Origin of the sequence: Azospirillum brasilense, assembly GCF_003349955.1 — a bacterium.
In the GTDB taxonomy this organism is placed as follows: Bacteria; Pseudomonadota; Alphaproteobacteria; order Azospirillales; family Azospirillaceae; genus Azospirillum; species Azospirillum brasilense_B.
In genome coordinates, this window is the sequence record NZ_QLKQ01000069.1 from 11,856 (window position 1) to 24,908 (window position 13,053).

A 13,053-nucleotide genomic window follows, 5' to 3' on the forward strand; every position below is an offset into this window, starting at 1 on the left:
GTTGGTGTTTGTTGGGGCGTGTCCGTTGTGATGACCCAGCATCGGGTTTCCGGCAAACTGGTACAAGGCAAGCGCTTATCCTGGTATAAGCGCTGCCACCATGAGTTCCGACGACGATGCCCGGCACCGGCTGGGCGCCTTCCTGCGCGCCCACCGGGAGCGGCTGACCCCGGCGGAGGCCGGCATCCCGCAGACGGGTTCCGCCCGCCGCCGCACGCCCGGCCTGCGGCGGGAGGAGGCCGCGCAGCTCTGCGGCCTCAGCCCGACCTGGTACACGTGGCTGGAACAGGGGCGCGAGGTCTCCGTCTCCCCCCAGGCGCTGGCACGCATCGCCGGGGCGCTGCGGCTGACCGCGGCGGAGCGCGCATACCTGTTCGAGCTGTCGCGCAAGCGCGATCCCGACGCCGACGCGAAGGATGGACCGGACCATCGCCCGGCCACGCTGCTGGCGGCGCTGGAGGTTGTGGCGGCGCCGGCCTACCTGCTCGACCGCGTCTGGACGGCGGTCGGCTGGAACGCGGCGGCGGCGCATCTCTTCTCCGGCTGGCTGGGCGGAGCGGAGCGGAACCTGCTGCGCTACGTCTTCCTCGATCCCACCGCGCGGGGCTTCATCGCCGACTGGGAGGACCGCGCCCGCCGGCTGCTCGCCGAGTTCCGCGCCGACACCGCCCGCCGCGCCGGAGATGCGGAGGTGACCGCCCTGGTCGACGGCCTGCGCGCGGCCTCGCCCCGCTTCGCCCGGCTGTGGCAGGACCAGGGCGTTCTGGAGCGCGAGGGCGGCACCCGCAGCTTCACCCATCCCCAGGACGGGACGCTGGTCTACGAACAAGTGACGTTGTGCCCCGCCGGACGATCCGACTACAAGCTGGTGATGCTGCTGGGGCCGCAGGCTCCGTAAGACGCCCACCGACTTTCCCCGGACGCCCCATGGACCGCCAGCCGCGCAACGCCGTCTTTACAGCCTATGCCCTGTATCTGCTCTCCTCGGCCTTCTTCGCCTCCAACGTGGTGATCGGACGGGCCGCGGCGGCCATCGTGCCGCCGGTCGGGCTGGCCTTCTGGCGCTGGGTGCTGGCCTTCCTGATGATCCTGCCGCTGGCCCTGCCCGGCCTGATCCAACACCGCCACGCCCTGCGCGCCTCGTGGAAGCGCTTTCTTCTGCTGGGCGCGCTGGCCCAGGGCGTGTGCGGCGCCGTCGTCTACATGGGGCTGGAGCGCACCAGCGCGACCAACGCCGCGCTGATCTACGCCACCAGCCCGGTCATCATCCTGATGATCGCCGCCCTGTGGCTGCGCGAAAAGGTGACGCCGCGGCAGGCGACGGGAATCGCCGTCGCCATGGCCGGCGTGCTGGTGATCCTGACCCGCGGCGACGCGCAGGCGCTGCTGCATTTGTCCTTCAACGCCGGCGACCTGCTGATCCTGGTGGGGTCGGCGACCTGGGCGGTCTACACGGTGCTGCTGCGCCAGACCCGCAGCTCGCTGCCGGTGGTGACGGTGTTCGCGGCGAACGCGCTGGCCGGTGTCGTCGTGCTCGCCCCCTTCTACGCGTGGGAGACGCTGGCCCTGCGCCCCGTCCCGCTGAGCCTGGACGCCGCCGTCCGCATCGCCGGGGTGGCGCTGTTCGCCTCGGTCCTGGCCTTCCTGACCTACCAGAAGACGATCAACCTGATGGGTCCGGCGCGGGCCGGCACCTCGCTCTACGTCATGCCGCTGTGGGCGGCGGTGGCGGCCTGGGCGCTGCTGGGCGAGCAGTTCCAGATGTTCCACCTGCTGGGCGTCCTGCTGGTGCTGCCGGGGGTGGCGCTTGCGACCCTGCCGCCACGCGCCACCCCCGCCAAGCCCGCCCCCGCCAAGCCGGTCAGCGGATCATCGGAAGCGTGAGCCCCTGCTCCTTCGCGCAGTCCTTGGCGATGTCATAGCCGGCGTCGGCGTGGCGCATCACGCCGGTGCCCGGATCGTTGGTCAGCACCCGCTCAAGCCGCTTGGCCGCGGCGTCCGTCCCGTCGGCGACGATGACCATGCCGGAATGCTGGCTGAAGCCCATGCCGACGCCGCCGCCATGGTGCAGCGACACCCAGGTCGCCCCCGAGGCGCAGTTCAGCAGCGCGTTCAGCAGCGGCCAGTCGGACACCGCGTCGGAGCCGTCGATCATCCCTTCCGTCTCGCGGTTGGGGCTGGCGACGGAGCCGCTGTCGAGATGGTCGCGGCCGATGACGATGGGGGCTTTCAATTCGCCCTTCGCCACCATCTCGTTGAAGGCGAGGCCGAGCCGCGCCCGGTCGCCCAGACCCACCCAGCAGATGCGCGCCGGCAGGCCCTGGAAGCGGATGCGCTCGCGCGCCATGTCCAGCCAGTTGTGCAGGTGCGGGTTGTCGGGGATCAACTCCTTCACCTTGGCGTCGGTGCGGTAGATGTCCTCCGGATCGCCGGACAGGGCGGCCCAGCGGAAAGGACCGATGCCGCGGCAGAACAACGGCCGGATGTAGGCGGGCACGAAGCCGGGGAAGGCGAAGGCGTCGGCCACCCCCTCGTCCTTGGCGACCTGCCGGATGTTGTTGCCGTAGTCCAGCGTCGGCACGCCCATGGCGTGGAAGTCCAGCATGGCGCGGACATGGGCCGCCATCGACGCCTTGGCCGCCGCGACCACCGCCGCCGGGTCGCTGCGGCGCTTCGTCTCGGCCTCCTCCATCGTCCAGCCGGCGGGGAGGTAGCCGTTCAGCGGGTCGTGGGCGCTGGTCTGGTCGGTCACCGCGTCGGGGCGGAAGCGCGGGTCGGCCTTGGCCCGGCGGACCAGCTCCGGGAACACCTCCGCCGCGTTGCCGAGCAGACCGACCGACACCGCCGTGCCGGCGGCCTGGGCCTCCCACAGGATCGCCATCGCCTCGTCCAGGCTGGTGGCCGAGCGGTCGAGATACTTGGTCTCCAGCCGCCGCTCGATGCTGCGGGCGGAGCATTCCACGGCCAGCATCGACGCCCCGGCCATGGTCGCGGCCAGCGGCTGCGCGCCGCCCATGCCGCCCAGCCCGCCGGTCAGGATCCAGCGGCCCTTCAGGTCGCCGCCATAATGCCGCCGCCCGACCTCCACGAAGGTCTCATAGGTGCCCTGCACGATGCCTTGGCTGCCGATGTAGATCCAGGACCCGGCGGTCATCTGGCCGTACATCATCAGCCCCTTGGCGTCCAGCTCCCGGAAATGGTCCCAGGTCGCCCAATGCGGCACGAGGTTGGAGTTGGCGATCAGCACGCGCGGCGCGTCCGCGTGGGTGCGGAAGACGCCGACCGGCTTGCCCGACTGGACCAGCAGCGTCTCGTCCTCGTTCAGGCTCTTCAGCGACGCCACGATGGCGTCGAAGCAGTCCCAGTTCCGCGCCGCTCGCCCGATGCCGCCATAGACCACCAGCTCGTCCGGGTTCTCCGCGACGTCGGGGTCGAGGTTGTTCATCAGCATGCGCAGCGGCGCCTCGGTCAGCCAGGACTTGGCGGACAGTTCCGTGCCATGCGGCGCCCGGATGACGCGGCGGTTGGCCGGCGGCTTGGTGTCGGACATGTGACTCGTCCCTCTCGAATTTTGCTTGATACGTTTGTTGTTTTCAGGCGGGAACAGTGCCACCACATCTGCTTTCCCCTCTCCCCTCTGGGGAGAGGGTTAGGGTGAGGGGGGTGCGCTTGTGCCGGACGTACCGCTATGCACATCCCCCTCACCGGCCCTCCGGGCCACCCTCTCCCCAGAGGGGAGAGGGCTATAGGCCGGCTCAGTTCCGTCCGCATTGCCCCGATGATACCTTACCCCTGGAGCGATTTCACCAGCCGCCCGCCCCGCACCACCGCCGCGCAGGGGTTGGCGCCCAGCCAGTAGCACAGCTCCGCCGGGTCGCCGACGTCCCACACCGCCAAGTCGGCGGCCTTGCCGGGTTCCAGCGTGCCGTAGGTGGCGGCCATGCCCAGCGCCTGGGCGGCGTTGCGGGTGACTCCGGCCAGCGCCTCCTGCGGGGTCAGGCGGAACAGGGTGCAGGCCATGTTCAGCATCAGCAGGAGCGACACGGCGGGCGAGGTGCCGGGGTTGCAGTCGGTGGACACCGCCATCGGCACACCGTGGCGCCGGAACAGCTCGATGGGCGGCAGCTTGGTCTCGCGCAGCGTGTAGAAGGCGCCGGGCAGCAGCACCGCCACCGTCCCGGCCATGGCCATCGCCCGCGCGCCCTCCTCGCTTGTGTGCTCCACATGGTCGGCCGACAGCGCGCTGTAGCGGGCGGCCAGCGCCGCCCCGCCGCCGTCCGAGAGCTGGTCGGCGTGCAGCTTCACCGGCAGGCCGAGCCGATGGGCGGTGTCGAAGACGCGGGCCGTCTGCTCCGGCGAGAAGGCGATCCGCTCGCAGAAGGCGTCCACCGCATCGAGCAGCCCCTCCTCCGCCAGGGTGGGCAGGATCGCGTCGCAGACCAGCGCGATGTAGTCGTCCGGCCGACCGGCGAACTCCGGCGGCAGGGCGTGGGCAGCCAGCCCGGTCGTCCGCACCGTGACGGGGAAGCGCTCGCCCAGCGCCCGCGCCGCCCGCAGCATCCGCCGCTCCGTGGCGAGGTCGAGACCGTAGCCGGACTTCACCTCCACCACCGTCACGCCCTCGGCCAGCAACGGTCGCAGGCGCACGGCGGCGCTGGCGATCAGGCTCTCCTCGTCGGCGGCGCGGGTGGCGGCGACGGTCGAGGCGATGCCACCCCCGGCGCGCGCGATCTCTTCGTAGGTCGCTCCCTCCAGCCGCATTTCGAACTCGCGGGCGCGGTTGCCGCCGAAAACCAGATGGGTGTGGCAGTCGATCAGCCCCGGCGTCACCCAGCGCCCGCCCAGGTCATGCTCCTCGGCGGCGCGACCGGCGGGGCGGTCCCTGGCGGCGCCGATCCAGGCGATCCGCCCGTCCTTCACGGCGATCACCGCGTCCCGCAAGACGCCTCCCGGAGCCATGGTGGCCGCATGACCGTTGAACCACAGGCTGTCCCACTCCATCATCCCCTCCCCGGCTTTGCGCCGCTGTCCGTCCCACCTTACCATCGCCATGCCCGACACCGACACCACCCCAGCCCCGCGCTCCGTGCATCCGGTCCTGCTCTGCGCCGATGACTACGGCCTTGCGCCCGGCGTCAACGAGGCCATCCGCGACCTCATCGCCGCCGGGCGCCTGACGGCGACCTCGGCCATGACGCTGTGCCCCTATTGGGCGGAGGGAGCGGCGCCGTTGAAGGAGCTGGCCGACAAGGCCGACGTCGGGCTGCATTTCACCCTGACCGACCAGCCGCCGCTGGGTTCCCTGCCCGGGCTGGCCCCGAACGGCAAGCTGCCGCCGCTGGGACGGTTGATGAAACTGGCCTACAGCGGCGGCCTCGATCCCAAGGAAATCCAGGAAGAGCTGGCCCGCCAGATCGACGCCTTCGCCGCGGCCTGGGGCGGCCCGCCCGCCTACATCGACGGCCACCAGCACGTCCACCAGCTTCCCACCGTGCGCGACGCGGTCGCCGACGCCCTTGCCGCCCTGCCCGGCGCCTACGTCCGCCTGTGCGGAGAGCCGGTGACCGCGATTCTGCGCCGCGGTGTGGCGGTGCCGAAGACGCTGCTGATCGGCGGCCTCGGCGGCGGGCTGGCGCGGCTGGCGCGGGCGCGCGGCATTCCCGCCAACGACCGCTTCGCCGGGGTCTACGACTTCGCCGGACGCCAGCCTTTCCCCGACCTGATGGCGCGCTTCCTCGACCGTCCCGCCGGGCGGCTGCTGGTGATGGTCCATCCCGGCATCCCGGACGAAGCCCTGCGCCGCGCCGACCCGCTGGTGGAGCAACGCCGGGTGGAGCACGACTATCTGAAGAGCCCGGCCTTCGCCGCCCTGCTCGCCGAGAAGAACATCCGGCTCGCCCGCTTCGCCGAATTCACGGCGCCCTGACGCAACCTCCCGTTTCGCCGCACCCTCCGGCGGCATAGTCCTGCCGGTCATTCTTGACCGCTGCGATTGTTCGCCCCTACCATCATTACGACACGGTCGGATCGAGGGGGCTCTTCCGTACGAAGAGACGAACAACACAATCCCCTCGGCAAGAAACGGCCTACAAAAAGGGATGCGGGACATGCTGAACAACAGGGAGTCGTCCGGGCCACCGGACGCCCAGGGCTCCAGCGGCTGGGTCGATTTCTGGAACCGGCCCAACGCCATCTACGCGAACCAGCGCAACCTCGAAGCGCATTTCGCCTGCCTGCAGAACGACCTCGACGCCCATCTTCCGGAGGGGGGGGCCGTCCTGGATTTCGGCTGCGGCGACGCGCTGGCGGCGGAAGCCATGGCCAAGCGCTGCCGGAACGTCTGGCTCTACGACGCCGCCCCCGCGGTGCGGCAACGGCTGCGCGACCGGCTGTCCGGCCATCCGGGAATCCGGGTTCTCGACGACGACGACCTCGCGGCCCTGCCGACAGGCAGCGTCGATCTGGTGCTGGCCGTCTCCGTGCTGCAATACATCCCGCGCGAGGAGCTGGAGGGCGTCCTTCACCGCTGGCGCCATCTGATCGGGGCGCGGGGGCGCATCCTGATTGCCGACGTGGTGGAGCCCGACACGCCGATGCTGCGCGACATCGCCAGCCAGCTCAGCATGGCGCGCCGGCACGGTTTCCTGATGGCGGCGCTGATGGGGCTGGGGCGCATGGCCCTGTCCGACTACCGCCGCATCCGGCGCGAGGCCGGCTTTTCCACCTACAGGCCGGCGGAGTTGCAGGCGCGTCTGTCCGCCGCCGGGCTGCGGGGCGACCGTCTGGCGAAGAACATCGGCCCGACGCCGCACCGCCATTCCTTCGTCGCGCAGCCCCTTCAGGCGGCCGGCGATCCGGCCTTGAAGGTCCAATAACGGTTCGCGCCGAAGCTCCACAGCATCACGAGCGCCGTGGCGGTCAGCTGGGCCGGCAGGTAATGCAGGCCCAGCCGCTGGGCCAAGGCCCACATGATGGCGCTGTTCACGCACAGCCCCACCGCTGCGACGGCCACGAACTTCGTGGCGGTGGGCAGATGATCCTGCTCGCTGCGGAAGACATGGCCGTAGTTCAGCAGATAGCTGATGACGCCGCCGACGAGGAATCCCGCCGCCGAGGCCAGGACCGGCGGGGCCGCCGCCAGCTCCGACAGGGCGATCAGCACGACGTAATGGCCGACCGCCGCCGCGCAGCCGACCAGCGCGAAGAGCAGGAACTGCACCAGCGGCGCGTGCGCCGTCCGCCCCCCGGTGAGTTTTCCGCCGGTCAATCCTCGTTCTCGACCCATTCCCTCTGCCGCAGCTTGTAGCGCTGGATCTTGCCGGTCTCCGTCCGCGGCAACTGTTCCAGGAACTCCACCGCGCGGGGGTACTTGTAGGGGGCGATCCGGTCCTTGACGTAGCATTGCAGCCGTTCCGCCAGATCGTCGCTGGGCCGCACGCCGTCGCGGGTGACGATGAAGGCCTTGGGGATGGAGCCGCGCAGCGGGTCGGGCGCCGCGATGACCGCGCATTCCTCCACCGCTTCGTGGCCGAGCAGGACGTCCTCGACCTCCAGGCCGGAAATCTTGTAGCCGGCGGAGACGATCAGGTCGTCGGTCCGCGCGTGATACCAGAAATAGCCGTCCTCATCCATGCGGAAGGCGTCGCCGGTCAGGTTCCAGCCGCCCTGCACGTAGTTCTCCTGGCGCGGGTCGTCCAGATAGATGCAGCCGGTCGGGCCGCGCACGGCCAGCCGCCCGATCTGGCCGGGCGGCAGCGGGGTCAGGCTGTCGTCGACCACGCGGGCCTCGTATCCCGGAACCACCATCCCGGTGGCGCCGGGCCGGACGGCGCCGGGCGGCGAATGCAGGACGGCGTTCAGCATCTCGGTGGTGCCGAAGCTGTCGAGGATCTCCATCCCGGTCACCGCCTGCCAGCCCTCCAGCGTGGTGGCGGGCAGCGGTTCCCCCGCCGAGACGCAGGCGCGCAGCGTGCGCAGCCCCTCGGCCAGGGACGGCTCCTCCTCGATGCGCGCGGTCATGGCGCGGTAGACGGTCGGCACGGTGAACATCACCGTCGCCTTGTGCTTCGCGGTCACTTCCAACAGCCGTTCCGGCGTCGCCCGGTCCAGCAGCACCACCGACGCCCCCACCCGCAGCGGGAACAGCAGCATTCCCCCCTGCCCATAGGCGAAGGCGAGCGACGGGGTGCCGCAGAACACATCGTCGCCGCCGGTCTTCAGCAGCGATTGCGGCGACAGGTCGGCCACCGCCAGAAGGTCCCGGTGGAAATGGGCGGTCGCCTTGGGCTTGCCCGTGGTGCCGGAGGTGAAGGCGATCAGCGCCACGTCGTCGGCGGCGGTGTCCACCGCGGCGAAGCCGGTGTCGGATTCCTCCAGCCGCCCTTCGAGGTCACCGCCGTTGAAGGTCACGACGGGCATCCCCCCGTCCATCGTTTCCGCCGCGGTGTTCAGATCCTTGGCGAAGCGCGCGTCGCACAGCGCCAGCGAGACGGCGGCGCGCTCGATGATGCTTTCCAGCTCCGTCGCGCGCAGCAGCGGCATGGTTGGCACCACCACCGCGCCGGCCTTCAGCACCCCCAGCCAGCAGGCAGCCAGCATCGGCGTGTTGGTCCCGCGCACCAGAACCCGATTGCCGGGAACGATGCCGAACCGCTCGGTCAGGAGACGCGCGATGCGGTCCACCGTGTCGCGGAAGCGGCCGTAGCTCCACACGTCGCCGTTTCCGATGACGCAGGGACGCTCGTCCCAGCCGCGCTCCCGCCAGACGTCCAGCAGGGCCGCGGCGGCGTTCAGACGCTCGGGATAGGTGAGTTCGGGCCGGTCATAGGAAAAGTCGGGCATCTGCTCCGGCGGCGGCAGCCGGTCGCGCGTGAAACTGTCGATATGACCGGACCGAATCATCCCCTGACACCTCCGCCACGCACCGTGTTCTTGAGCTTTCCCAACAGCCCCATCAGCTGGACCACGTCGCCGTGGGGCATCCCGTCCATCAGCTCGGCCAGCCAGCGGCGTTGCGCCGCCGCGATGGCCTGCGCCAGGGCGCTGCCTTCGGGGGTGATCCGGACGAACTGCATGCGCCGATCGTTCGACGCCGCGGCGCGCGTGACCAGCCCATCCGCGGACAGCCGTTCTACAATGCCGGTGACATTGCCGTTGGTGACCATCATGCGCTTCGACAATTCGCCCATGGTCAGCCCTTCCGGTTGGCGGTCGAGCAGGCTCAGCAGATCGACACGCGGCTGGGTGGTGCTGAATTCGTCGCGCAAACGGCTGCGCAACCGGGCGCCGATCAGAACGGCGCACGCCGAAAGACGCAACCAGAGGCGCATCTCCGGGGAGGCGGCGAGATCAGCCGCAACCTCCACATCGACCGACACGTCCCCCTGCGCCCCAGCCGATGCGTCGGCCGCTGCGGTGGCGGGTCCCTTCACGGTCTGTCTCCACTCCCGGTGGGAGGCATCCGCCGCAGCGCCGCCTCTTCTTCGTTCGAAGGCTTACTGTAGTTGGACGCTCGGCCTTTGAGCCATGCAAGGAAGGAATGCTTGGTGCACAAGCAATAGTCATCTGCGCAGAGATCGGGCGTTCGCCCCCTTGAGAGCGGCGCAGGCTATTCGGCGCTCAGATACAGGTCGATCTCGCCCTGTTCCATGACATGGGCTGTGCCGTGGATGATGCCGTTGGCGACCTGGATGATGCGGTGGATCATCGCGACCGAGGTCTGGCAGTCCATCCGCAGCTTGTCGGTCGCCCCATCCTGGATGTCGACGGACACACGCTCCAGCGTGTGGCGGACCACCTGATGCGCCTGGGCGATGGTGTCTTCGAAGGGCCGCTTGAACTTGGCGGGGACGTGGCCGTACGCCTCGATGGCCAGTTCCTTGTCCGAGAAGCCGCTGTCGCGGAAATGCTCCGGGTAGCTCTTGGGTTGCCAGATCAGGCATTCCTCCAGCATGTCCGGCATGTCCGGGATCATCTCGATCAGCATCACGATTTCGTTGAAGTGATTGAGATAATCGGTGGCGAGCAGAGTCTTGTCGGAAATGTTGGTGCCGACCACGCGCTGCCGCCAGGCGTGAAAATCCGCCAGTTCGTCCGGCGCGACGCCTTCGGTCACCGACGGGTCGGATGCGGGCGGATCAGAATCTGCCGGGTCGAAATCTGGTTCGGTCATTCGCGACTCTGGCATGCGCGGCCCTGGCATACACGGTTCGACAGGCACGGGTCTGACGATGCGGTGCCGGACGGCTTCCCAGCCGTTCCACCACCGGTGCGCGACGCCGGGGACAGTCAGTAATATCGCACTCATCCCGGCGCAAGCCCACCAGTGCGCTTTTTTTCGATGCCGTGCAAAAAAACGCCGCCGGCGTGTCCCCGCTGGGACAGGCGCTGCGGCGGCAGTTCATGGCGGTTCAGGGAGGAATCACACCATCGGCAATCCCAACACCCTCCCCTTGCCGATTGTTCCGTCACCACGCACATGCAGCGGACCGCGTGGCGGCGAAGCGACCGGAAGGACCCGGCGCCCAAGCGAACGAGGTAGGACGCCACCCATCCGGCGTCACGACTTAACCCGTTCAAGCTATCCCGAATAACCCTTTCGTCATCACTCCCGATACGGCGCGAACTGCGCCATATGAACTTAACTTTGTAAGCGATCGGACGGGAACATTCGGCACGGTCCGGGAAACGCGGCAGGCAAGCCAGCGCCCCTCGGCGGTCCGCACTGGCTGGAGGTACGGGGAAAAAGTCATGGATCAGAACACCCGCCACCTGATGGAACATCTGCCTTATCTGCGACGCTACGCGCGGGCCTTGACCGGTACGCCGACGCAGGGGGATGCCCTGGTGACGCGCACGCTGGAGTGGTACCTGGACGGGCCGGGCGGCTCGGCGGCGGTGGACCTGTCGCGCGGCTCGCTCTACCGGCACCTGAACCAGCTGCAGGACAGCTCCGGCGCCCGGGCCGGTGCGCCCGGCGCCCACCCGGTCGAGGCGGCGCTGCACAGCCTGGACGAGATGGATCGCCGGCTCTACCTGCTGGTCAACCTGGAGGATCTGCCGGTCGCCGACGCCGCCACGGTGCTGGGCATCGCCCCGGAGGACGCGGTGGAGCGTTTGAACTTCGCGCGCGAGCGTGTGCGCTCGAAGCTGACGGCGACGATCCTGATCGTCGAGGACGACGCCATCATCGCCTTCGATCTGGCGGAGACGGTGCGCGGCATGGGCCATACCGTGTGCGGCAACGCCGCCACCATGGACGAGGCGCTGACCCTGGCCTCCCGCCATGCGCCGACCCTGGCGCTGATGGACATCCGTCTGGCCGAGGGCGATAACGGGATCGAGGTGGCGCGTGAACTCCGCCGCCAGCGCTTCCTTCCGGTGATCTTCGTCACCGCCTTCCCCAACGAGCTGGCCAAGCAGGGGCTGGAGCATCTGGGCCCGGTGATCCCCAAGCCCTTCACCCGCGAGCAGATCGAACAGGCGATCACCCGCGCCGTCTTCACCCCCCACCCCGAGGAAGCCTCGCTCGCCATGAAGCACTGAGGTTCCGTGGAGGGGTGGAAAACGCAGCCGTTTCTTGAAGCAGCCGTTACTTGAAGCAGCCGTTACTTGAAGACGACGGTGCGTCCTCCGTTCAGCAGGACGCGGTGTTCGACGTGATAGCGGACCGCCCGAGCCAGCACGATGTTCTCGATGTCACGCCCCATGGCCACCAGGTCGTCGGGCGTCATCGTGTGGTCGACGCGCTCCGCCTCCTGCTCGATGATCGGACCCTCGTCGAGATTCGACGTCACGTAATGGGCGGTGGCGCCGATCAGCTTCACGCCGCGGGCGTGCGCCTGATGGTACGGCTTGGCGCCCTTGAAGCTGGGCAGGAAGGAATGGTGGATGTTGATCACCCGCCCGGCCATGCGCTCGCACAGGGCCGGCGACAGCACCTGCATGTAGCGGGCAAGCACGACCAGATCGATCTTCTCCTGCTCCGCGATCTCCAGCAGCCGGGCCTCCTGCTGGGCCTTGCTGTCGTTGGTCACCGGCAGGTGATGGAAGGGAATGTTGTGCCACGCCGCGAGTTGGTAGAAGTCGCGGTGGTTGGACACGATGGCCGGGATTTCGATCGGCAGATAGCCGGTGCGGTAGCGGTACAGCAGGTCGTTCAGGCAGTGCCCGAACTTCGAGACCATGATCAGCACGCGCTGGCGCCGCCCGGCGTCGTGCAGCTTCCACGTCATGCCGAAGCGCTCGGCCACCTGCTCGGCGAAGGCCGCCTGAAGCTCCGCCTGCGACGGCCCCGACGGCTCGGCGGAGAAGTGGATGCGCAGGAAGAACAGATTGGTTCCGCGGTCGCCGAATTGCGCGCTGTCGATGATGTTGCACGACCGCTCGGCCAGGAAGCCCGACACGGCGTAGACGATGCCCACGGCATCGGGGCACGAGACGGTGAGGATGTATTCAGAAGCGGTGCCGGACATACGCGCCTACCGTTGCGACCTGGAATCGAGGGCGGATTCCCTAGCACGATCATCCACGGGATGCATCGTGCAATGTGGGAATACCGGAACGCCCTTCCGGCAGCATTTGGTAAGGATTCCCATGCGATGATGAGCCGTTTCGGCATTGGGCCGACCGCGGAGGCGAACTGGCGGAGGCGAACCATGGGCATGGGCGGCAAGATCATCGGCGAATACGCCAAGGGCAAGGTTGACAAGCTGCTGACGCCGGAAGCGGCGGAAAGCACATCGCGGCACCGGATCATGCACTTCCTGGAGAACATGGAGGCGGCGGTGCTGGAGGCGAACTGCGAGGTGATGGGGCGCGAGCTTCCCAACCTCGACCAGACCTCCTTCCTGCGCATGGCCGTCCGGGTGGCGGAGCTGCGGGCCGACTATCTGCGCGCCGGGCTGAAGGTGGCGGATCACCGTCACCCCAACGCCGCCGCCATCGATGAGCTGGCCCGCGTCCGCCGCGCCTACGAGGAAATGCAGGCGGTCTTCGAGGCGGCCGAACGGGTAATCGAACGGGGGTACGTGAAGCTGGGATGAGGAGCCCCGT

The 13,053-nt window shown here is 69.0% G+C and carries 13 protein-coding genes; 6 read left to right on the forward strand and 7 right to left on the reverse strand.

Translation table 11 applies throughout. The features are described 5' to 3' along the window. Positions 1 to 100: 100 nt before the first annotated feature. Both DXK32_RS24680 and DXK32_RS24685 read left to right on the forward strand, forming a co-directional pair. Positions 101 to 898, forward strand: a complete 798-nt coding sequence (locus tag DXK32_RS24680) for a helix-turn-helix transcriptional regulator (protein WP_114860919.1) — start codon at positions 101 to 103, stop codon at positions 896 to 898. A gap of 29 nt (positions 899 to 927) precedes the next feature. Then, positions 928 to 1,884 (forward strand): DMT family transporter, encoded by a 957-nt coding sequence (locus tag DXK32_RS24685; protein ID WP_114860920.1) that lies wholly within the window; start codon positions 928 to 930, stop codon positions 1,882 to 1,884. On the opposite strand, the gene hutU is transcribed toward DXK32_RS24685, so the two are convergent. After that, positions 1,862 to 3,550: a urocanate hydratase gene (gene hutU, locus DXK32_RS24690; RefSeq protein ID WP_114860921.1), complete on the reverse strand. Its 1,689-nt coding sequence runs from the start codon at positions 3,548 to 3,550 to the stop codon at positions 1,862 to 1,864. The genes DXK32_RS24685 and hutU overlap by 23 nt on opposite strands. Positions 3,551 to 3,786: 236 nt before the next feature. Beyond that, positions 3,787 to 5,046: an imidazolonepropionase gene (gene hutI, locus DXK32_RS24700; protein ID WP_432612363.1), complete on the reverse strand. Its 1,260-nt coding sequence runs from the start codon at positions 5,044 to 5,046 to the stop codon at positions 3,787 to 3,789. Between the two features lie 4 nt (positions 5,047 to 5,050). Between hutI and DXK32_RS24705 the strand changes: the two genes are divergently transcribed. Together DXK32_RS24705 and DXK32_RS24710 are read left to right on the forward strand one after the other, a co-directional pair. Further along, on the forward strand, positions 5,051 to 5,926 hold the full coding sequence (locus DXK32_RS24705; protein WP_114860923.1) for a ChbG/HpnK family deacetylase: 876 nt from the start codon (positions 5,051 to 5,053) through the stop codon (positions 5,924 to 5,926). Positions 5,927 to 6,107: 181 nt separating this feature from the next. Then, complete coding sequence (locus DXK32_RS24710; RefSeq protein ID WP_114860942.1) at positions 6,108 to 6,875, forward strand: class I SAM-dependent methyltransferase; 768 nt, start codon at positions 6,108 to 6,110, stop codon at positions 6,873 to 6,875. On the opposite strand, the gene DXK32_RS24715 is transcribed toward DXK32_RS24710, so the two are convergent. The 4 genes from DXK32_RS24715 to DXK32_RS24730 all read right to left on the reverse strand — a co-directional run bounded on the left by DXK32_RS24715 (position 6,839) and on the right by DXK32_RS24730 (position 10,171). Continuing rightward, positions 6,839 to 7,267 carry a GtrA family protein gene (locus DXK32_RS24715; protein ID WP_247877324.1) on the reverse strand — a complete coding sequence of 143 codons (429 nt, stop codon included), beginning with the start codon at positions 7,265 to 7,267 and terminating at the stop codon, positions 6,839 to 6,841. The two genes, DXK32_RS24710 and DXK32_RS24715, sit on opposite strands and share 37 nt — an antisense overlap. Beyond that, positions 7,264 to 8,901 (reverse strand): AMP-binding protein, encoded by a 1,638-nt coding sequence (locus tag DXK32_RS24720; protein ID WP_114860925.1) that lies wholly within the window; start codon positions 8,899 to 8,901, stop codon positions 7,264 to 7,266. The genes DXK32_RS24715 and DXK32_RS24720 overlap by 4 nt, the downstream gene beginning before the upstream one ends. Beyond that, complete coding sequence (locus DXK32_RS24725) at positions 8,898 to 9,431, reverse strand: MarR family winged helix-turn-helix transcriptional regulator (protein WP_114860926.1); 534 nt, start codon at positions 9,429 to 9,431, stop codon at positions 8,898 to 8,900. Before DXK32_RS24725 ends, DXK32_RS24720 begins: the two co-directional genes overlap by 4 nt. A gap of 176 nt (positions 9,432 to 9,607) precedes the next feature. Further along, positions 9,608 to 10,171 carry a hypothetical protein gene (locus DXK32_RS24730; protein ID WP_114860927.1) on the reverse strand — a complete coding sequence of 188 codons (564 nt, stop codon included), beginning with the start codon at positions 10,169 to 10,171 and terminating at the stop codon, positions 9,608 to 9,610. Between the two features lie 578 nt (positions 10,172 to 10,749). Here DXK32_RS24730 and DXK32_RS24735 point away from each other — a divergent pair. After that, entirely contained in the window at positions 10,750 to 11,544 is a 795-nt protein-coding gene (locus DXK32_RS24735; protein ID WP_114860928.1) for a response regulator, read from the forward strand. A gap of 62 nt (positions 11,545 to 11,606) precedes the next feature. On the opposite strand, the gene purU is transcribed toward DXK32_RS24735, so the two are convergent. Further along, positions 11,607 to 12,473 carry a formyltetrahydrofolate deformylase gene (gene purU / locus DXK32_RS24740; RefSeq protein ID WP_114860929.1) on the reverse strand — a complete coding sequence of 289 codons (867 nt, stop codon included), beginning with the start codon at positions 12,471 to 12,473 and terminating at the stop codon, positions 11,607 to 11,609. A 126-nt stretch (positions 12,474 to 12,599) separates the two neighbouring features. On the opposite strand from purU, the gene DXK32_RS24745 reads away from it, so the two are divergent. Then, entirely contained in the window at positions 12,600 to 13,043 is a 444-nt protein-coding gene (locus DXK32_RS24745; protein ID WP_247877325.1) for a hypothetical protein, read from the forward strand. Positions 13,044 to 13,053: the final 10 nt, after the last annotated feature.

Coding starts and splice junctions, on each gene's coding strand:
- hutU (WP_114860921.1), bottom strand. CDS start 3,550: ATGTCCGACACCAAGCCGCCGGCCAACCGCCGCGTCATCCGGGCGCCG.
- hutI (WP_432612363.1), bottom strand. CDS start 5,046: ATGGTAAGGTGGGACGGACAGCGGCGCAAAGCCGGGGAGGGGATGATG.
- DXK32_RS24685 (WP_114860920.1), top strand. CDS start 928: ATGGACCGCCAGCCGCGCAACGCCGTCTTTACAGCCTATGCCCTGTAT.
- purU (WP_114860929.1), bottom strand. CDS start 12,473: ATGTCCGGCACCGCTTCTGAATACATCCTCACCGTCTCGTGCCCCGAT.
- DXK32_RS24730 (WP_114860927.1), bottom strand. CDS start 10,171: ATGACCGAACCAGATTTCGACCCGGCAGATTCTGATCCGCCCGCATCC.
- DXK32_RS24745 (WP_247877325.1), top strand. CDS start 12,600: ATGATGAGCCGTTTCGGCATTGGGCCGACCGCGGAGGCGAACTGGCGG.
- DXK32_RS24710 (WP_114860942.1), top strand. CDS start 6,108: ATGCTGAACAACAGGGAGTCGTCCGGGCCACCGGACGCCCAGGGCTCC.
- DXK32_RS24705 (WP_114860923.1), top strand. CDS start 5,051: ATGCCCGACACCGACACCACCCCAGCCCCGCGCTCCGTGCATCCGGTC.
- DXK32_RS24720 (WP_114860925.1), bottom strand. CDS start 8,901: ATGATTCGGTCCGGTCATATCGACAGTTTCACGCGCGACCGGCTGCCG.
- DXK32_RS24680 (WP_114860919.1), top strand. CDS start 101: ATGAGTTCCGACGACGATGCCCGGCACCGGCTGGGCGCCTTCCTGCGC.
- DXK32_RS24735 (WP_114860928.1), top strand. CDS start 10,750: ATGGATCAGAACACCCGCCACCTGATGGAACATCTGCCTTATCTGCGA.